Source organism: Niallia sp. HCP3S3_B10, from assembly GCF_052064465.1.
GTDB lineage: Bacteria > Bacillota > Bacilli > Bacillales > Cytobacillaceae > Niallia > Niallia hominis.
This window is the reverse complement of sequence record NZ_JBQHVO010000021.1, coordinates 12,338-32,466: the sequence shown is the minus strand read 5'-3', so window position 1 is coordinate 32,466 and position 20,129 is coordinate 12,338. Positions and strand designations below refer to the sequence as shown.

13 protein-coding genes are annotated in these 20,129 nt (G+C 34.6%); 10 read left to right on the top strand and 3 right to left on the bottom strand.

All coding sequences use genetic code 11. The features are described 5' to 3' along the window. Positions 1–45: 45 nt before the first annotated feature. A complete protein-coding gene (locus tag ACTNDN_RS11130; RefSeq protein ID WP_441131249.1) occupies positions 46–1,758 on the bottom strand; it encodes a sensor histidine kinase in 1,713 nt (570 codons plus the stop codon). Next, entirely contained in the window at positions 1,755–3,311 is a 1,557-nt protein-coding gene (locus ACTNDN_RS11125) for a response regulator transcription factor (protein ID WP_441131248.1), read from the bottom strand. The genes ACTNDN_RS11130 and ACTNDN_RS11125 overlap by 4 nt, the downstream gene beginning before the upstream one ends. 214 nt (positions 3,312–3,525) lie before the next feature. Here ACTNDN_RS11125 and ACTNDN_RS11120 point away from each other — a divergent pair, with 214 nt between their 5' ends. The 4 genes from ACTNDN_RS11120 to ACTNDN_RS11105 all read left to right on the top strand — a co-directional run bounded on the left by ACTNDN_RS11120 (position 3,526) and on the right by ACTNDN_RS11105 (position 7,899). Next, a complete protein-coding gene (locus ACTNDN_RS11120; protein ID WP_441131247.1) occupies positions 3,526–5,199 on the top strand; it encodes a sugar ABC transporter substrate-binding protein in 1,674 nt (557 codons plus the stop codon). Between the two features lie 200 nt (positions 5,200–5,399). Next, on the top strand, positions 5,400–6,254 hold the full coding sequence (locus ACTNDN_RS11115; RefSeq protein WP_441131268.1) for an ABC transporter permease: 855 nt from the start codon (positions 5,400–5,402) through the stop codon (positions 6,252–6,254). Between the two features lie 13 nt (positions 6,255–6,267). Continuing rightward, on the top strand, positions 6,268–7,161 hold the full coding sequence (locus tag ACTNDN_RS11110; RefSeq protein WP_235252644.1) for a carbohydrate ABC transporter permease: 894 nt from the start codon (positions 6,268–6,270) through the stop codon (positions 7,159–7,161). A gap of 111 nt (positions 7,162–7,272) precedes the next feature. Beyond that, on the top strand, positions 7,273–7,899 hold the full coding sequence (locus ACTNDN_RS11105; RefSeq protein WP_235252645.1) for a YesL family protein: 627 nt from the start codon (positions 7,273–7,275) through the stop codon (positions 7,897–7,899). Between the two features lie 92 nt (positions 7,900–7,991). On the opposite strand, the gene ACTNDN_RS11100 is transcribed toward ACTNDN_RS11105, so the two are convergent. After that, complete coding sequence (locus ACTNDN_RS11100) at positions 7,992–8,903, bottom strand: LysR family transcriptional regulator (protein WP_031536438.1); 912 nt, start codon at positions 8,901–8,903, stop codon at positions 7,992–7,994. Between the two features lie 146 nt (positions 8,904–9,049). On the opposite strand from ACTNDN_RS11100, the gene gdhA reads away from it, so the two are divergent. From gdhA to ACTNDN_RS11070, 6 genes are all read left to right on the top strand, one after another. Then, positions 9,050–10,432: an NADP-specific glutamate dehydrogenase gene (gdhA, locus tag ACTNDN_RS11095; protein ID WP_441131246.1), complete on the top strand. Its 1,383-nt coding sequence runs from the start codon at positions 9,050–9,052 to the stop codon at positions 10,430–10,432. Positions 10,433–10,711: 279 nt separating this feature from the next. Further along, positions 10,712–11,923 (top strand): amidohydrolase, encoded by a 1,212-nt coding sequence (locus ACTNDN_RS11090; RefSeq protein WP_235252648.1) that lies wholly within the window; start codon positions 10,712–10,714, stop codon positions 11,921–11,923. A 462-nt stretch (positions 11,924–12,385) separates the two neighbouring features. After that, positions 12,386–13,417: a Wadjet anti-phage system protein JetD domain-containing protein gene (locus ACTNDN_RS11085; RefSeq protein ID WP_031539936.1), complete on the top strand. Its 1,032-nt coding sequence runs from the start codon at positions 12,386–12,388 to the stop codon at positions 13,415–13,417. After that, the gene (locus tag ACTNDN_RS11080; RefSeq protein ID WP_035416739.1) at positions 13,390–14,916 is read left to right on the top strand and encodes a hypothetical protein; all 1,527 of its coding nucleotides are present in this window, start codon (positions 13,390–13,392) and stop codon (positions 14,914–14,916) included. The genes ACTNDN_RS11085 and ACTNDN_RS11080 overlap by 28 nt, the downstream gene beginning before the upstream one ends. Then, complete coding sequence (locus ACTNDN_RS11075) at positions 14,891–15,631, top strand: DUF6063 family protein (RefSeq protein ID WP_048717814.1); 741 nt, start codon at positions 14,891–14,893, stop codon at positions 15,629–15,631. Before ACTNDN_RS11080 ends, ACTNDN_RS11075 begins: the two co-directional genes overlap by 26 nt. After that, positions 15,618–20,030, top strand: a complete 4,413-nt coding sequence (locus tag ACTNDN_RS11070) for a hypothetical protein (protein ID WP_441131245.1) — start codon at positions 15,618–15,620, stop codon at positions 20,028–20,030. The genes ACTNDN_RS11075 and ACTNDN_RS11070 overlap by 14 nt, the downstream gene beginning before the upstream one ends. Positions 20,031–20,129: the final 99 nt, after the last annotated feature.

Here is a 20,129-nt window from a genome sequence, read left to right as displayed (position 1 = left end):
AGCGTTCTTTCTTTTATGGTATCAGGTGCTTTTTGTTTGAATTTTCTAAAAGAATTTTGGTATCCGAACGTCTACTGAAGTTCCCTTCCCCAACTCACTTGTATAGAACAGACCATATTCTTCCCCATAGGTTAACTTTATCCGATTGTGGACATTTTGTACTCCATACCCTTTTGTTTTGGTAGTAAGAATGTTATCTAATACTTCTGGATTCATTCCTGGCCCGTTATCAAGTATAGTAATTATCAAGTAAGTATCTGTTTGTTTTCCGATAATTGTTACCTTACCTTTTTCGATATCCACTTTATGGTCTATTCCATGATTGATGGCATTTTCTACTAAGGGTTGAAGCAGTAGATTAATCATTGAATAATCAAGAATTTGATTATCTACATCAATAGAAATATCAAAGGAATTACTATGCATCATTTGTTGTATTTTCATATAAGATACGGTATTTGCTAGCTCATCTTTAACCGTTATCGTATTTTTTCCCTTATTTAACGTGGTCCGATAAAATGTGGAGAGTAGCTGCGCCATCTCACTAATTTCTTCTTGTTCTACAAGAATCGCCTTACTGTTAATAAGGGAAAGACTATTATAAAAGAAATGCGGATTAATCTGTGCTTGTAATGCTTTCATTTCATATTCTTGCTTGGCAATTTTACTTTTGTATACTTCATTAATCATATCTTCAAGCTCATACACCATGTTACCAAACTGGCCAATTACATCTCCAATTTCATCCTTAGAGGATGGGGTTACAGTTACAATTAAATCACCTTCTTCAATTTGCTTCATATTGGCAGCAAGTAGTTCTAATGGGCGAACAACCACCTTCGAAAGAAAATAAATAGATAGATAGAGAATAATAATACATAAAACAATCACGATAATAACCAAAGTCATGATAGGGGTAGTAGATTTAGAAACAATCTCTAAAGGTCTATATAAATAGGCAGTCCATTGGTTCGATTGAAAACTAGTTTTTTTATAAACATACTTGTCCTTTAGTGAACCATCAGTGATTTTATTTATCAATTCTTCCGTTGTTAATGGATGAGATTCGTCATTCTCATTAAAGCCTTGATGGGTAAAGACTGGTTGCTTGTTTTCATCTAATATAATGAGTCCGTAAGAATCCTCAAATATATGGGACAATGGACTAAAGACTGATTGATAATCAATGTCCATATAAACTATATTTCTATTATTTTCGTTATAATCGAATATTTTACTCACAATTACAAATCGGCGTTTATCAGCGGAAGCGGTCAAGTGTACGGAAGCACTATTAATAACATATGGGAACCAGTCTGATTCTTCTACATCTGTGAGAGGTCGTAGAAATGTTCCATGTGGATACAAGGTGTTATTATTACTGTATACAGTGATACGATTAATATCTGTTTGTAAATTTTTCACATTAAGGATTAGTGGTGTCAGATGATCACGATACATGATATACATTTCATATGTATTATCATAAGTGGCAGTTAACCCGTTCTTTAAATTTTCATTCCAAACAATCTGGCTCATTGCATCACTATAAGAATTAATTTTGTAATCTAAACTAAGAATAGTCTGATGTAAGGATTCTTCCAAAACCTCATTTTCTCGACTGATTAATAGGTTTTGTATTTGAAAATAGCAATAGCAACCTAATACAGTGACAGGTAATAGACTAGATAATAAGCAAATGATTAGTATTTTCCTACGGTATCTTAAATCTTTAAACCATTGGATTAGCTTTTTCATTTTTCATTCTTCTCTTTCGCATCTCTATGTGATTGTCGGAATTTTTCAGGACTTAGGCCAAAGTTCTCTCGGAAGCTTCGGACAAAGTAGGAGAAATTTTGATAGCCTACTTGCTTGCAAATATCATTAATTTTCATATTTGTATGGACCAACAGATTTTTGGCAGAATCCATCCGAATCTGTTTAATGTATTTATTTATTCCAGACCCAGTTTCTTGAATAAATACTTCGCTTAAATAGCGAGGGGATAGATACACCTTATCAGCAAGAAGATTCAGACTTAAATCCTCTGGATAATGTTCATTGATATATTGCTTTACAATATGAATGACATGTTTAGAAGATTGTTCTTTTTCTTCGAGCCTGGTTAGAATATTTAGTTTTACTTCTTCTACTATTTTTTCTATTTCAGAAAAATGTGTACAAGAATAGATAGCGGAGATTTTTTCATTTAGAATAGATTCCTTGTATTGCGGCAATTCATGACATAAAATTTGAAACAATCTTGAAAATAAGAACCGGACATAAATATGGGAAAGCTGATTTTTTTTATTATATTTATGAAAGAGAGTATCTATATTTTTGTTAAAGCTGAACGTATCCACATATTGTATCGCTCTCTGTATTGCTTGAAGGAGATCTTCGTCCTGTTCTAAATAGTCATTGGATCCTAATTTATTTGAATCAATGGGATAAATATAGTTTTCTTTATAAAAGAATCGATCTTCTAAGTAATTTTCCATCTGTTTAAATCGTGCAGGAATTTTCTCCGGTAAAGCAATTTCTTCACTTATAGATATATATCCAATTATATTAAACGATAAAAGAATCTCCTGATGAATTTTTCTGGCTAGTTCCTTTATATTTTTTTGCTCAAGCTTTTCAGTAAATAGTAATAATAGTTGATCAGGGTTAAGATGTAGATAATCAAAAGAATTCCCTTGCATGCATTGTTTGAGTTGAGCAAAAAAGAGGGACGTTTCTTCTTTAAGTAATTTATCGAAAAAGGGTTCTTCAAATTGAATGAGTATCATTCGATAATATTCCTTTAAATAATCCATATTGATGAAAGGGTATTCATTAATTAGAGCATCTATTGATGTACCATTTAAAAGCCGATATAGTATATGACTTTTAAGAAAAGTGATATTCGTTTCTTTTTGCTTTAACTCCAAACTTCTTTGCTCCATATTTTCGATAACAGATGCCATTGTTTGTTTTAATTCATTCGGGCTTACAGGTTTCAATATATAATTAACAGCTCGCAACGATAGAGCCTTTTTGATAAAGTTGAAATCGTCATGTCCACTAAAAAATATAATTTGAATATCTTTATTTAGTGCCTTTGCTTTTGCAGCTAAGTCTATGCCATTTACAAAAGGCATTTTTACATCAGTGAAAAGAATATCTATTGAATCTTTTTCTAATAACTGAACAGCCTCTTTTCCATTGGCAGCTTCTATAATATCGAGTTCGAACTGGAATTTATTAAGGAGAAAACGGATGACACTTCGTTCGTCCTTTTCATCGTCTGCTATTAAAATTCGAAACATAATGATACCTCCTGCACAAAATTCTAGTTGATTATAACATATTGATTTTTAACTCGATGTTGAATTGGAAAAATTTCCGGAAAAAAGTACATGAAAACGGTTTATTTAATATACTCCTGCTTCTCAAAATCCATTAGACTTTAACTATGCTTAAAATAAGCTGGGCAAACTTATACGATATTTTTTTTAGAAATAGACCATAGGAGGGGACTTTATGAATTACAAAACGTTAATGAAACGCGCAGCAATGGGATTAATGGCAACATCGCTAACTCTATCACTAGCAGCATGCATGGATAATTCTTCATCAGGAGAAAGCGAAACAGAAGATGGGAAAACAATTATAACGATGGGACGTGTAACAGCTGCCAATTCTAAATTACCTGAAGGCGACACATATGAAAATAATGCTTATACACGTTTAGTAGAAGAAAAATTAAATGCAAAGATAGTGGATCAATTCGAAGCAGAAGGGGAAGATTATGGTCGTCAGGTAGCACTTGCTATTGCATCTGGTGAGTTGCCAGATATGATGCGTGTTGATAGTCGTGAAGAGCTAAAAGAGCTAGTAGAAAATGACCTAATTGCTGATTTGACAGATGTTTATGATGAAAATGCAAGCGATTACATTAAGGATATTTATGGAACTTATGATAACCGCAGTCTAGAGGATGCGACATTTGACGGGAAACTAATGGCGATTCCAGCAACCATTGGAGACTCTGCGCCAAATATGGTTTGGATTAGAAAAGACTGGATGGAAAAACTAGGGGTTAAATTAGATAGTGACGGAGATAGCAAAATCACTATAGCCGAATTGGAGCGTACAGCTAAAGCATTTATTGAAAATGATCCAGGTGGCACCGGAAATCCAGTAGGAATTCCATTTGCTACATGGTTAAATGCGGGTGATTACGGGGGTAGTGGTCTGAATATGACTAGCATTGCTGGAGTTTTTAATGCCCATCCTCGTATGTGGTTAGAAGATGATAAAGGAAATATCGTGAATGGTTCTACAACAGAAGAGACGAAACAAGCTTTAGGAGTAATGGCAGATTGGTTTAAAAAAGGTATCATCGATCCACAGTTTGGTACAAGAACTTGGGATGATATTATGGCACTTGTTACAAATGGCCAAACGGGAATTATAACAGGGCCTTGGCATATACCGGACTGGGGATTGTCAACAGTGAGAGGGATGGATAAGAATGCTGAGTTTGCTGCTTATGCAATCGAAGGAGAAAACGGCAAAGTAAATGTATTCCATAATAACCCGACTGGACAATTCATGGTTGTACGTAAAGATTATGAGCATCCAGAATTAGCAATCAAAATATTGAATTTATTTTATGATGAAATAATTAATGCAGATGATTTACAAAAGGATTATCCAGAAATCTATAAGTATGGTGAATTAGCTGTAGACGGCTCAACTAGACCATTTAACATTGAAGTATATAAATCAACAAATATAGTAGATGAGTATCAATATATTAAAGAAGCAGTAGATGGGAAAATTTCTATTGATGACATTCCTACTGCAGGTTTAAAAATTGATGCGCAAAGCGTTATGGCTTATCAAGAGAATCCAGAAGGTGCAGAGACGTCAGAATGGGCAAAATATCATTCTAGAATGCTAGGTATGAGCATGATTGATAAGTTTACTAAAGAAGAGCAATTTAATTGGACTACTCCAGTATTCTTTGGAAGCACTCCAACGATGGAAAAGAAGGGTGCTAACCTATTGAAATTGGAAGAAGAAGATTTCATTAAAATTGTGACAGGAAATAAACCATTAGATTATTTCGATACATTTGTTGCAAATTGGAAGAAACAAGGCGGAGATGAAATTGCTGCTGAAATTAAAGAGGAGTTAGCGAACAAATAGAATATAAACTTAGCTGTTCTAATAGTGGGTATCCTTCTGTAATTAGAGAAGTCATTGTTAGAACAGCTGCAAAGTAAGGAGGGGATGTTATGTTTCAGCAACCACATGTAAAAGCAGAAAATGAAAAAAGTACATTACCAACTAGCAACAAGAAGTATTCAAAAAAAATAGTAACAAAAGAAGAGTTGTTTTATCATTCGATGCTACTTCCTGGTATGATTTTTTTGCTTATTTTTACTTTTATACCAATGTTTGGTGTTATTATGGCGTTTCAAGACTATGTGCCTGCAAAAGGAATCTCAGGCTCAGAATTTGTTGGTTTCGAACATTTTAAGTATATGTTCTCTCTACCTGATATAAGTAAACTGTTCAGAAATACGATAGTTATTGCACTCGGAAAAATAGTATTAGGTTCCTTATTGGCAATTGTTTTTGCGATTTTATTAAATGAAATCAGAATGAAAATACTAAAAAAATCTATCCAAACGATTGTTTATTTGCCACATTTTCTTTCATGGGTAGTACTTGCAACTGTTGTAGTAAACATGTTTAGTCTGGATGGAACGATTAATCAAATCCTAGCTTTCCTGGGCATAGAGAAGCTGAATTTTCTTGGGAGTAATACACTTTTCCAACCATTGATGATTGGGACTGATGTATGGAAAGAGTTTGGATATAATTCGATTGTTTATTTAGCAGCGCTAACGGCTATTGACCCTGGGCTTCATGAAGCTGCAAGCATAGATGGAGCCAATTGGTGGAAGAGAATTTGGCATATTACACTTCCAGGTATGTTGCCAATTATTCTATTGTTGGCTGTATTAAGTCTGCCTAATGTATTAAATGCAGGATTTGATCAAGTATATAATCTTTATTCACCAATGGTATACGAATCAGGGGACATATTAGATACCTATGTCTACAGAGTGGGATTAATGGGACGCGAGTATAGCTTTGGTACAGCAGTAGGATTATTTAAATCGGTGATAGGAATTATTTTAATTTTATCTGCAAATAATGCTGCTAAAAGATTTACAGATCGTAAATTGTTCTAGGAGGGAAGAACGCATGATAGAGAATAAAAGCTTTTCTGCACGAATCGGTCGATTTACTATTTATGCAATCGTCATTTTCCTTGCTCTGACTTGCTTGCTTCCATTATGGAATATTGTAGCGATTTCTTTTAGTGGAAGTGATGCAGTAGCAAGTAATAAAGTTGGCCTTACACCAATTAATACAACATTTGAGGCATATAAAATGATCATGGAAGATGGACAATTTTGGCGGTCTTTTGGTATTTCCGTTCAAAGAGTATTTTTATCACTGGTGATAAATATGGTGTTAATTGTAACAATGGCTTATCCTCTTTCTAAATCAAAAAGAGAGTTTAGGGGTAGAGGAATCTATATGAATTTACTTATCTTTGCAATGCTTTTTAACGGAGGAATGATTCCCACCTATTTGGTTGTAAAAAATCTTGATATGCTAAATACAATATGGGCATTAGTGCTTCCTGGAGCAGTGCAGGTGTTTAGCATCATCCTTGTCATGAACTTTTTTATAGGTGTACCGAAATCATTAGAAGAAGCAGCCATAATGGATGGTGCGAATCCGTTACAAGTATTAATAAAAGTATATATACCGATTTCTATGCCAGCTTTAGCAACGGTTGCATTATTTAGTATAGTGGGTAATTGGAATGATTTCTTCTCGGGATTAATTTATATGACAAAAGTATCCAATTATCCGTTGATGACCTATATACAATCACTAACCATTAGTATTGAAGATATGCTAAAAGCAGGTGCAACCTCAAGTGCTTTAGCAAATGCAGGAGAAGTTTCCAACAAGAATCTTAATGCTGCCAAAATCGTTGTCTCCTGTGTCCCATTGCTATTAATCTATCCAATGCTACAAAAATATTTTATTACAGGAATTGTAGTCGGATCTGTCAAGGAATAGTAAGTGATATTTCAAACGTAGATTAAGAGGGTATCAATTAAAAAACAAATATTGTATCAACATCTATAAAACTAGATAACCTCTATAATTTAAGAAAGGAATGGATAAACGGTGAATGATATTTTTGAATGGAATGGACCCATTTATCGATTTTTAGCAAAAATAGTTGATTTGTTTGTTTTAAATGCTGTGTTTCTTATCAGTTGTTTGCCAATTGTTACAATGGGATCTTCCATAACAGCAATGTATTCCATAACAATGAAGATGGTAAGAAATGAGGATGTTTCTATCATCAAAGGATTCATCGATTCGTTTAAAAAGAATTTCAAACAAAGTACAATCATATGGATGATTGTATTGGCAGTAGGTGTTATCCTTTCCTTGGATTATTATTTCCTTAATCTATATACAGGGAGTTTGTCATTGCTGGTTAAACTAAGTCTCATTATTTTTACTTTTGCTTACTTACTATTGTTCACCTTTATCTTTCCATATGTCGCTAGATTTGAAAATTCAATAAAAAATTCTATCATAAATACATGGAAGATTGCATTTTTACATCCAATTAAAACATTTACAGTCCTAATATTTACGACGATGATTCCTGTTATAACCTTTGTATTTTCGATTTATTCTTTTTTGTTCCTTTTATACTTTTGCATGTTTATTGGCTTTTCCTTAATTGCTTATGTAAATACGATTGTGATACGTAGTATTTATGAAAGATATGAGAATTAAAGAGTGAATCAGTTTATTAATGTAATAAGAGTGTCAGGCACCTAATCAAGACAAATGTCTTTTAACAGTGTCAGACACTCTGTTTTTGCTGTTTACTTTTTAAACTCATTCAATCTTTCGTATGTCTCCAGAAGAAACTGATAAAATAATAATTCTGTTGGAAGAAGTTTTCGATGGGTGGGATAAATGACACCGACGGTTCGAGTGAGATTGTTATCTGAAAGGGGGATGACGCAAGTAGACCGTGGTGTGTTATCTACGAGAGTCATTTCAGGCATTAAGGCAACGCCCAATCCTGCAGATACTAATCCTTTTAGTGCATCAATATCTTTTCCCTCAAATGCAATCTGTGGTGAAAAACCTGCATCAAGACATGCTGTAACTACTTGATCACGAAATACAAATCCTTCAGGCAAAACACAGAAAAAGTCGTCTTTTAGGTCTTTTAACTGGATTTCTTTTTGCTTACTTAAAGGGTGATGAAGTGGAAGGAGTGCGACTATATTTTCTGTAAATAATGTCGCACCTTTAATTTTAGTTTCTTTTTCACGATTCGGCATTGGCGCAATCATCGCCAAATTAAATTCCCCATTAATTACTCCATCGATGAGATCGTGATATAGGGCATTGCTCATATGGAATTTAGCTTCTGGATAACGGGTGCGAAAAGAATAAATGATGGAGGGTAGGGTATGAGCAGCCATGCTAATAGGAAATGCGATTCTAACTGTTCCTTTTTCAGGATCAAGGGACTCCTCTACTTCTCTTTTTGCGTCTTCCATCATACTCCATACTTGCTTCATGCGTTCAAAAAAAACATTACCTAGAGGCGTTAATTTTACGCTTCTCCCTTCACGTATAAAAAGTTCTACTCCTAATTCTGTTTCTAAGTTAAAAATCTGACGACTCACAGATGACTGCGCAACATGCAAAGAATCGGCAGCTTCTGTAATATGTTCTCTTTTGGCAGCTTCTAAAAAATATTGAATTTGTCTTATTTCCATATCTTCACTCTTTTCCACTCATGCGCATAACGCATGAATTCAATCCGAAATTAGTATTGAAACTATTAATTATAAAATTATAAAATAAAAACATCTTTTAGAAAAGAGAATATTCTAACATTAAAAACATTAGGGGCTGAAAAAGGATGAAAGTGCTGGAGGAAAAAGAAGAGGTTCAAACACAAACCGTGACAGATTACGTTAACGAGTTGTTTATTCAAGTTCAACAACGCAATCCTCACGAAAAGGAGTTCCAGCAGGCAGTTAAAGAAGTCCTCGTTTCTTTAGTTCCTGTACTTGAAAAAAATCCAACATATATTAAACATGCTGTATTAGAAAGAATGCTTGAACCAGATCGACTAATTAGCTTTAAAGTACCTTGGGTAGATGATGCGGGAAATATAAAAGTAAACCGAGGCTATCGTGTCCAATTTAATAATGCGATTGGACCTTATAAAGGAGGATTAAGATTTCATTCTTCTGTTAATGCAAGCATTATTAAATTTCTAGGGTTTGAGCAAATCTTTAAAAACTCATTAACTGGTCAACCGATAGGTGGCGGGAAAGGTGGTTCCGATTTCGATCCTAAGGGCAAATCAGATCAAGAAATTATGCGTTTTTGTCAGAGCTTTATGACAGAACTTAGCAAGTATATTGGACCAGATATCGATGTCCCTGCTGGAGATATTGGCGTAGGTGCAAGAGAAATCGGCTATATGTTTGGGCAATATAAAAGATTAAAAGGTGCATACGAAGCAGGCGTGTTAACCGGAAAAGGCATCGGATATGGCGGAAGCTTAGGGCGTAAAGAAGCAACTGGGTACGGATTAGTGTACTTTGTGGAAGAAATGCTTAAAAGTCAGGATCTCAGTTTTAAAGATAGTACAGTAGTTGTGTCTGGTTCAGGAAATGTGTCTAATTATGCCATGGAAAAAGCGATACAGTTAGGTGCAAAAGTTGTAGCTTGCAGTGATTCAAGTGGTTACGTATATGATCCAAATGGAATCAATCTAGATACAGTAAAACAATTAAAGGAAGAGGAAAACAAGAGAATCTATGAATATGTGAATAAGCATCCAGAGGCTATCTATCAGGAAGGATTTACTGGTATTTGGGGAATTCCTTGCGATATTGCTTTGCCATGTGCCACACAAAATGAGCTCAATAAAGAATCAGCAGAAAAGTTAATCTCCAATGGGGTAAAGGCAGTAGGGGAAGGGGCAAATATGCCTTCTACTTTAGAAGCAGTTGATACCTTTATCCATCATAATGTGTTATTTGCACCTGCCAAAGCGGCAAATGCAGGTGGGGTAGCAGTCTCTGCTTTAGAAATGGCGCAAAATAGTGCAAGAATAGCTTGGACACAGGATGAGGTAGACAAAAAATTACAAGAAATTATGAAAAATATTTATAGTAAAAGTATAAAAGCAGCAGAGGATTATGCGACGATAGGAAATCTTGTAGCTGGAGCTAATATTGCTGGTTTTATTAAAGTAGCAGATGCAATGATCGCACAGGGGATTATATAACAAGCTTATCACCAGATAGGGTTAATAAAAATAGTAGGAGAATCAGCAATTTGCCGATTCTCTTATTTATATTATTGGCAAACATATCTTTTTAAAGTGCTGCCCTATTTTTTTCATATGAATATCAATCTTACTAACTAAAAATACTTCGACATTCGTAAAATAAAATTGTATTCTTGACTTTTTCGCGTTATACTATCTATAAATTTAATATTCAGAATATAAAGAATATTAAAATAGTATTAACGTGTAAAATAACAGAACGAAGGAGGAAGGATTATGCTAAACAATTGGAAAGTACAATTAGAAGAAATGTATGACAAAATGGTGGAATGGCGCAGATATTTGCACCAGTATCCTGAATTATCAAATCAGGAATATAAGACTTCCAAGCTAATCGCATCTCTTTTATCGGAATATGGGATTGAGAGAAAGGTAAATGTTGGAGGTATAGGAATTATAGGCTATATAAAGGGAACACAACCTGGAAAAACCATTGCGTTAAGAGCAGATTTCGATGCACTACCAATTCAGGATGAAAAGGATGTCCCGTATAAATCAAAAGTAGACGGAGTAATGCATGCATGTGGACATGATGGACATACTGCCACCCTGTTAGCAGTTGGTAAGGTATTACAAGAAAATAGAGACGACTTAGCTGGCAATGTAGTGCTCCTCTTTCAACATGCTGAAGAAGGCGGTGGTGGAGCAAGAAAAATGATTGCGGACAATTGTCTCGAAGGAGTAGATGCCATTTTCGCTAATCACTTATGGAGTTTAATCCCAACTGGAACGATTTCTTATACGAAAGGGTATACAACAGCAGCAGGAGACGGATTCCAGATTAAAATTAAAGGAAAAGGCGGTCATGGCTCTTCTCCGCATGATACCATTGATTCTATTGCTGTAGCTGGTCAGCTGATCAATCAGCTTCAATACATAGTAAGTCGAAGAGTGAACCCTCAAAAAACAGCTGTTGTGACTATTGGCTCCATTCATGCAGGGGATGCTAGCAATGTAATAGCAGATTCTGCGATATTAAAAGGAACGGTGCGAACATATGAAAAAGAAGTGCAGCAATTAGTAGAGGAAGCCATGAATGATGCAATCAAAGGAATATGCTTGAGTTCAAAGGCAGATTATGAATTTGACTATTTCCATGGAGTCCCAGGGGTTTATAATCATCCGAATGAGACGGAGATATTTGCCAGATCCACGAAAGATACACTGCCAGAAGTGAACGTGGAAGAAGTGCCAGCACTGTTAGTCAGTGAGGATTTTGCCAATTATCTGGAGGAAAAGCCAGGTATGCTTTTCTTTACTGGAGCAGGAAATGAAGACTTAGGAGCTGCATATCCCCATCACCATCCTAAATTTGATTTCGACGAAAGGGCAATGCTAAATGCAGGAAAAGCAATGCTCTCTATCATTCATTATTATCTTGTGGAAAAAGCTTTGGAAGTGATGGCACCATATAATGCAGTAAAGTGAAGGGGAAGCTTTCTTTTACTTAAACACCTTGTTTACGTTATGACAAAATGAATGAAAGAGTCTTGTCCTAACACTCCATGATTCTATTTGATTTTGGCCATAAATGAAGTAATTCTCCGCTCCATTCCACTTGTTTTTAAGCTAATAAAAAAGCCAAACAATCATATGCAACTGTGTGATTGATTAGCTTTTTCTTTTGCTTGATTATTTATATCTTAGCCTCCCATTATAGTTTAGATTTCTTATAAACTATCAAAATGCAAGTGAACAGGACAATTAGTGAATGTCCTAAGTGAAAACTTTTACACTTTTTAGTGCCAGGTACCAGCGATGGACAAATGTCTTTTTAAGGTGCCTGGCACTTTGTTAGGCACTTTGTTATGAAAAAAATATTTAGCCTTCATACCATTATCTAGTACAATAATAGTAGATTTAATTACTTATGAAAGAAGTGTTTGTGTATTGGAAGAGATAAAAAAATTGTTTATTGCATTCCCAAAGAAGACTGTATCACTGCTTGAATTAGAACAAGTGATAAAGCCATTTATTCGTAGCTATGAGGAATTTGCTCAAGTAGTGTTGGAATTGGAAGCAGAAGGAATTCTTGGAATGGTAAAAGCAAAAGGAAGAAATAGTCGAAATCCTTCACTTGCCTTTCAATATCGTATTCAAAAGAAAATGTTAGTAGATAATTATCATAAGGAATTACAATCCTACCGAAGAAACTTGCACCCATCCATTAATTTGGACGCATACTATCAAGAAGAACCTAATGTTTGGAAAAAACACTTACCTTATATCCAGAAGATTGATCAGTATTTGCAGAAGTTTTCTTTTCCAACTGAAGAAGTACCTGCTCCAGAACGGAGCTATGAATTAGTGGAAGATGAGAAATGGATAGTGGAAAAAGGAGGAAAAGAAATACTCGAGAAAATCGGTCTCTTTCATTCATTGAAAATTATCCCAGTTTCTGAACCACTCATGTTCGCAATTAATCCTATGCAAATAACAGTAGAAGAACAGTTTCATTTAATAGTTGAAAATAAGACAACCTTTCAAGGGCTACTTCCTGTATTAAAAGAAACAAAATTTTCTACATTAATCTACGGGAGTGGAAAAGCAGTAATAAAAAGTATTGAACAATTTCCTATGCAGTATCCTGTAATAGCTAAACACTATTTTTTCTACTTTGGTGATATAGATCATGAAGGCATATCCATTTGGTATTCCTTGAATGAAAAACAGAATATGATATTAGCACTTCCTTTCTATGAAGCTTGTTTGCATAAGAAATCTGCTATGGGAAAAGCATATCAAAAAAGTAGAGAAATAGCATTCAGTCAATTTTTATCCTATTTTCCTTTGGAGCAGCAACTGCAAATTCAACGCCTCTTAGAAGACGGATGCTATTATCCACAGGAAACACTTAAAACTAAGGAGTTGCAGCAAATTTGGAGGGAGTCAAATTGGACAAGCTTGAATTACAAGAAATAACGAATGGATATAGAGAACGAATGCACCGTCTCGCTTTATTTGATCCATTATATGAATTAGAAAGAAAACGAGAACAAGATCAACAAGAGTTGATGGTTGATATGAAAGGACTTGGATTGCTTTCCTTGCTTTTCTTTTTTGAGCAGAAATTAATTCGGAATTATAAAGTTGGTACAAAACAATTGGCTCGCTTTTTGCAAAAGCTAACGGAAAATCAATATATACTTGATGAGCGGGATTATGAAAGAATAGCAAGAACTATTATTCAAATATTTCGACCTACAACAGGGAGGAAACGCAGTTATTCTTATTATAATTGGGATTCAGGAAAAGAGGATATAATAGACTATTCTATTCTCAAAGCGAATAATTTTGATATGGAAACCAATACACAATATTATACGTTGGATGAAGATGGGCTTGAATTAGTGTTTGCGACGAAAGAATTTTATAGTGAATTTCAACTGTCTATTAATCAGCTTATGTTGCGGAAACAATTGGATCGAGGGGAGTTTAAAGGAGCTCTGCGCCAGATTAATGAAATGAGAATAGATGTAGAAAGTTTAGATGAACGAATTGGAAAGTTAAAACATGAGATTCAGCGGAGTATTGTTTCAGAAGAAACCTTTGCCCGCTATAAACAGCTATTAGAAGATATTTCTGCCCGATTATCAAGAGAAGATGAAGAATTTAAAGAGCTCCGCCAATTTGTAAAAGAGACAAGAGAAAGATTGTATTCCAAAGATGTTCACAAGAAGGAGCACAAAACGTATGAATTAATTCTTACCATTACAAGAGAATTAGAAGGAGTACATTATGAGCATTCAAGGTTGTTGGAACAGACACTATCCTTAAAAAATACTACGCTAGTGACTGCCCAAGAATCGCTATATTATACGGGGATACAAGCATTTAATTTCGATCAAGATATTGTTTCTCATTTGATTTCCACACCATTACCTTTTGAAGCGATGCAAGGCGTTTTGCACCCATTTTTAAAAGTGGAAGAAAATCACTTCTGGTCACCTCTAACCATTTTGGCTGAACAAAATATAAACGAAGAAAGAGAAAAACCAGTGGAGCAAGGATTAATAGAGCTAAGTAATGAAGACGAAGATGGACCTTATCGGAAAAATCTAATGAAAAAATATAAAGAGATTATGGAATTATTTTTATTTGCCTATCAGACAGGAAAGGGGAATACTTTATCTTCCTATCTTCATTTTTTAGACGAAATTGGACAATCGTCGCTCTATGAAAATCGTTATTTTTATGAATTTTGGTTAATCTTGCATCAAAGGTCACCAATTGCGCAAGGTTCTATACAGGAAGAAGAAGGAACAACCTTACTTGGTGAAGCTTTGGCACTTATAGAAAATCGTACGCTTATTGTTATAGAAGAAAAGAGTGTTATTAGACAATTTGCCCGCTATTCAATTCAAGAAATGATTATTTCTTTGGAAGGAGAAGAAAATGAATTACTCGGAACAAACGATTAAGAATGCTTTTCAAATATATACAAGATTAGTTCGGGATGGTGTAGCAGATAAAGAAGCTGTTCAGCAATATAAAGCAGATGACGAAATTCGAGGATTGCTCGATCTATTTAGTAAAGAAGTGGACTGTGTTATTGTGAATACCAGCGAACAAATGCTATTAATACCAGAAACGAAACTATCCCCCTTTCATGTTAGCAATGAATGGCTGAAGCGAAATTATTTACGTTCTGGAGCAACAAATGGAGATATTTATTTGCTTTATTTTGCGACCATCGTCCTTTTTGGTAGTTTTTACGATACCTATCAAAGCATAGAGCCCACAAGACTTTTCTTAAGATTGGATGAATGGGTGCGCTTTATTCATGAACGAATAGAGCATCTAAAGACGCATGATGAAGATACATTGAAGGAACTGGAAAAGGAGTTTTCTTATAATTGGAGTATCATTATCGAGAAATGGGAAGACATGGATGATATTAAGGAAACGGCTAAAAAGCAGGCTGGAAATACAATCAGTCGGTTTAGTTTCATGAATACGGTAAAGCGATTCTTAATTGATCAAGATTTAATCCAAGATATTGGTAATAATGAAATAACCTTAACGGAAAAGGCGAAAACAATCATTCAGCGATATTTTATGGAAGTGGAATATAATAAAGGCATTTTCGAGTTTATTTATAGCTTTAGTAAGGAGGAAAGTCATGCCATCGATTAGCAAAATCCGGTTAACGAATGTGATCTATGAAGAGGGGAATAAGCGTTACAACAATGAGATTTTTTTATTTGATGGACAAAATAGTGCGATTCTTTTAGAAAACGGCGGAGGAAAGACTGTTTTTATTCAAACTGCCCTGCAAGCTATTTTGCCTCATGCAGATTTAGCAGATCGGAAAATCAAGAATACATTAATGCTTGAGAATGCTCCGGCGCATATTGCCATTGAATGGATTACCAATGATAATCCAAGACATTATGTAGTAACAGCGGTGTCGCTATTTACAACAAAACAAGGAATCGATTCACTACGCTATGTCTATGATTACGGAGAAAACGATGCAAACAGCATGGAAGAAATTCCTTTTGTGAAAGAAGGGAAAGCAGGAAAAAGAACGGCAGAAAAAGGTGAAATGCAAGACTACTATAGTTATATGCGAGAAAAATCTTTATCGGCGAGAACATTTCAGACAATTAAAGAGTATAAGCAGTATATAGAAGAACAATTTCAAATCATCACAAGTGAATGGGAAAGTATTGCGAAAATTAATAGTTCAGAAGGGGGAGTAGAAGCTTTTTTTGACGACTGCAAAAACACGAATCAATTATTTGACCGTCTATTAATACCTATAGTAGAAAATTCAATTGTTGGTCATGATACGCAGTTGTTCGCTAATACATTTGAACAACAGCATGCCAGTTTAAAAAACTATCAAAATTTAAAAGAAACATTAGAAGAAAATAAACAAATACAAAGGAAATTGGAAGATTTCACAAAAAAATATGAAGTACTTCATTTTCAAGAAAATGTTTATGAAAAAACGAAACAGTTTGTAAAAGGTCTTTATAAGGAAGCGATTAGCCAAAAAGAAAGCTACTTAGCAGAACAACAAAGTATTACAGAAAAATGGAAGGAATGGTTTTCGAGTAATCATTTATACGAAGTGAAAGAGGCTTCTTTTGATATTTTACAAGAAGAGTGGAAGTTTCAGAATTTAAATCAAGCTTATAAAGAAAGTTATCAACAAAAAAATGAAAAAGAAGAAAATCTCAAGCGGTATAAAAAAGAATTTTACTCCTTAAAACTAAAAGGTTTAAAGAACGAAAAACGTGTATTAATAGAAGCGCTAACCAACATAGAAGCAGAACTGAAAATGCATGATCAAAAGGAAGAAGTGCAAGATTTTAGAGAACAATTAGTGGAAGTAAAAGCAACTTTGTTAGGGTGGTATGAAGGAGAATTTGAACGGTTAGAAAAAAATAAGCAAGAGATAAGGTATCAACTAAATCCTATAATGGATGGGATTGCTAGTAAAGAATCAAAGCAAAGTGATTTATTGGCAAGGGAGAAGGAGATAGAGGCACTTAATACACAAATTACTACGACAATTAATTATCTTAAAAAGGATATGGGGCGTATAAAACAACAAATTCTTGCCAATCCAGAACAAGAAAAAGTTGAAGCAGAGCTCTTAGTATGGCAGCATAGAGCACAGCATCTCGATCAAGAAATCATTCGTCTGGAACAGGAAATGAAGCAATTTCTGGTGGAGATAAAAGAAGCAGAGCAAAGAAAAGAAGAGGTTCAATTGCAAGTGATGAATCTGGAAAAAGAGATGGACAAAATCTCCTATAACCTGTCACTTGGAGAACAAGCAGAAAAAAAGCTAATAAAAGAACTTGCAACTCTTTATGCTGCATGGAATGCCCTTGATACAGTATATTTAAAACAAGAATCCATTGAACATAGAATTACTGAAACATTGGTGAATGTAAAGAAAGAAAAGGAGAAGTTACTGGATAAAGAAAGAATGGCCCATCGCTTTGTTGATGATTACGCGAATCAAGATATTTTCTTTGGGGATTCCTACCTTGAAAAACAGCTTTGGTCATGGAAAAATCAATTGGACTATGTAGTAACTGGAGTAGAGTATTTACAAGAATTAGATGAAGCAGAAAAGCAAGCAGCAAAACAATACCCTTTATGGCCGATTACGTTGGTTACAACACAAAAATCTAAGTTGAAGCTCCTAGATCGAATTTCCAATATGACCAAAGAGCTGCAATACCCAATTGTGGTACTTACTACTGAAGAAGCATTAACGATTCAAGATTATCAAGCAAATGAAAATTGGGTAGTGCCGTCTCACTGGCAAGCAAACTCAAGTCAAAATCATTTCGCGGAATGGAAAAAACAGGTTAGTACGATTGCGAAGGAAGCTACTCTGCTTCGTGAGGAAAAAGAATTGGAAGTGAAGAAATGGCAAGATGCCCAGCAGACATTCCGAAACTTTCTGGAAACATATCCATTTGCTCGCATAACAGAATGGAAGAATCAGCAGAATGAAGCAAAAGCTTTATTAGAGAATTTAGAGCAGCAACTTCAAAAGGAAAAAAAACTTATACTTTCTTTTCAGGATAAAGGGAAAAAGCATACAATTACGGTTAAAGATTATCGAGATGAGAAAAATGGGTTAGAAGGAAAAATCGATAAAGGGACACAATATGTACAGTACGCCAAAGAAGTTCTAGATGTCTCTAGAAAGGAAATAGATACTAGAAATCAACTCGTAGAAATAAAAAAAGAGCTTATCGGAATTGAACGACAACTATCTGATTTTAAGGAAGAGAAAGAGTATCTAGATGAACAGATAAGTAGGAATAAGGTGAGAGCAGAAATGCTTCAGCAAGAGGAGGAGTATAAATCTTTAGGAACCATTATTCCGATCTTTTCAAATGAGGATAAATCGACAATTAAAGAAAAAATGTTCTCATTAGAAATGAAAATTCGTGAAATAACGGTTGCCGAAGGAGAATTACTCGCTAAAAGAGAAGCAAATCAAAATTCTCTTAACAAAGTAAAAAATCAAATAGAAGAGTTACAAAAGGAACATCCTTATATAGATGAAACGATAGAGTTTCTAAGTGACCACAAGCTATTGCAAGATCAGTTATGGAATCAAATGCAAACTGTTGAAAGTGAAATTGAGAAACTAGTAAATGAAGTAGAGCGCAGAAACACCCGAAAAGAAAGACAACATGGTATATGGCAACTAAAAGTGAAACAATTTAAAGAGAAATTCCTAGAAGAAGTAGTTCATTTTACCAAAATAAAATCGGAAATTATGGAAGAACTAGCAATAGAAAAAGAGGCTTTACTCGAAAGAAAAGCATATTTAGAGAAAGAAGAAGCAAGAATTAAAAAGGAGTTAACTTCTATAGGTGAAGCGATTTTAGGCATGGATCTTTTTGAGGACAGTCATCATTTTAAAGCACCGCATATTGTACCATTTTCTATAGCACAGGAAGAAATACTTACCTTTACTTATAATCGCCAGAAATATATAGATAAAGTAGTGAAGGAATTAAAGCAGAATAAACAATTAGTGGAAACAGAGCAGACGGAAGTGGAAAAGTCTCGACGAAAATTCCGAGAGTTTTGTAATCGTGAAATTTCGAATATTAAGCTGCAGCAGATGGCTATCACTGGCCTAGATAATAAACAAAACTATGAAGATTTGTTAGAGTTTAAGAAAAATATGCTTCTTCGTATTGAGAAAATATCTAACTATGCCATGGAGCATATCCGTCAAAGTGACGAAGATTTACAATTTTTTATCAATCAAATCCATTCCCATTTACAAACACTGGTCGAAGAAATCAATCAAATTCCTAAGAAAACAAGAGTGAAGGTGGAAGATGATTGGAAGCAAATCTATACCTTTAAAATTCCTGAATGGGAAGAAGATGCTGGTAAGATGAGAATAAGAGACTATATTGAATGGATTTTACAACAATTGGATTCAGAAAGATTCTTAAATGACTTAGGACAACAAGATACAGTGAAAATTCGAAAAGAGACAGAGAAATGGCTGCAGACGAAACAGTTACTCCAAGTAGTAATGAGTAATGATGTTTTAAAAGTAAACTGTCGCAAAGTAACCAATGATAATAAAGTATCCACTCGGAACTACAGCTGGGAGCAAAGTAATGTCTGGTCCGGTGGGGAAAAATGGAGTAAGAATATGACTCTATTTTTAGGCATACTCAATTATGTAGCAGAAAAGAAAAAACATCAACCAACTAACCGAAAACGTAATAGGGTGGTAATTCTCGATAATCCATTCGGAAAAGCATCGAGCGACCATGTGTTAAGTCCGGTCTTTTTCGTTGCCGAACAGTTAGGATTTCAAATAATTGCGTTAACAGCACATGCAGAAGGTAAATTTTTGCAAGATTATTTTCCAATCCTTTATAGCTGCCGCTTAAGACCATCAAATGATGCTAGTAAAAAGATTATGACGAAGGAGAAATGGCTGCACCATGCATTTTTCCAAGATCATGAGCCACAAACGATTGATCGGCTTGGGGAGACGGAGCAGATGACGTTATTTGAGTAATGGAAATGGTAGCAAACAATAGTGCTTGTCACCTTATTTGGTGACAGGTACTATTGTTGTTTTCTAGAGTGGATTTTTCATAATCTATCAAAATGAAAC

Excerpts from the sequence above, each read along its gene's own strand:
- ACTNDN_RS11100 (WP_031536438.1), bottom strand. The coding sequence starts at position 8,903 with ATGGAAATAAGACAAATTCAATATTTTTTAGAAGCTGCCAAAAGAGAA.
- ACTNDN_RS11070 (WP_441131245.1), top strand. The coding sequence starts at position 15,618 with ATGCCATCGATTAGCAAAATCCGGTTAACGAATGTGATCTATGAAGAG.
- ACTNDN_RS11125 (WP_441131248.1), bottom strand. The coding sequence starts at position 3,311 with ATGTTTCGAATTTTAATAGCAGACGATGAAAAGGACGAACGAAGTGTC.
- gdhA (WP_441131246.1), top strand. The coding sequence starts at position 9,050 with ATGAAAGTGCTGGAGGAAAAAGAAGAGGTTCAAACACAAACCGTGACA.
- ACTNDN_RS11110 (WP_235252644.1), top strand. The coding sequence starts at position 6,268 with ATGATAGAGAATAAAAGCTTTTCTGCACGAATCGGTCGATTTACTATT.
- ACTNDN_RS11115 (WP_441131268.1), top strand. The coding sequence starts at position 5,400 with ATGCTACTTCCTGGTATGATTTTTTTGCTTATTTTTACTTTTATACCA.
- ACTNDN_RS11120 (WP_441131247.1), top strand. The coding sequence starts at position 3,526 with ATGAATTACAAAACGTTAATGAAACGCGCAGCAATGGGATTAATGGCA.
- ACTNDN_RS11130 (WP_441131249.1), bottom strand. The coding sequence starts at position 1,758 with ATGAAAAAGCTAATCCAATGGTTTAAAGATTTAAGATACCGTAGGAAA.
- ACTNDN_RS11090 (WP_235252648.1), top strand. The coding sequence starts at position 10,712 with ATGCTAAACAATTGGAAAGTACAATTAGAAGAAATGTATGACAAAATG.
- ACTNDN_RS11075 (WP_048717814.1), top strand. The coding sequence starts at position 14,891 with ATGAATTACTCGGAACAAACGATTAAGAATGCTTTTCAAATATATACA.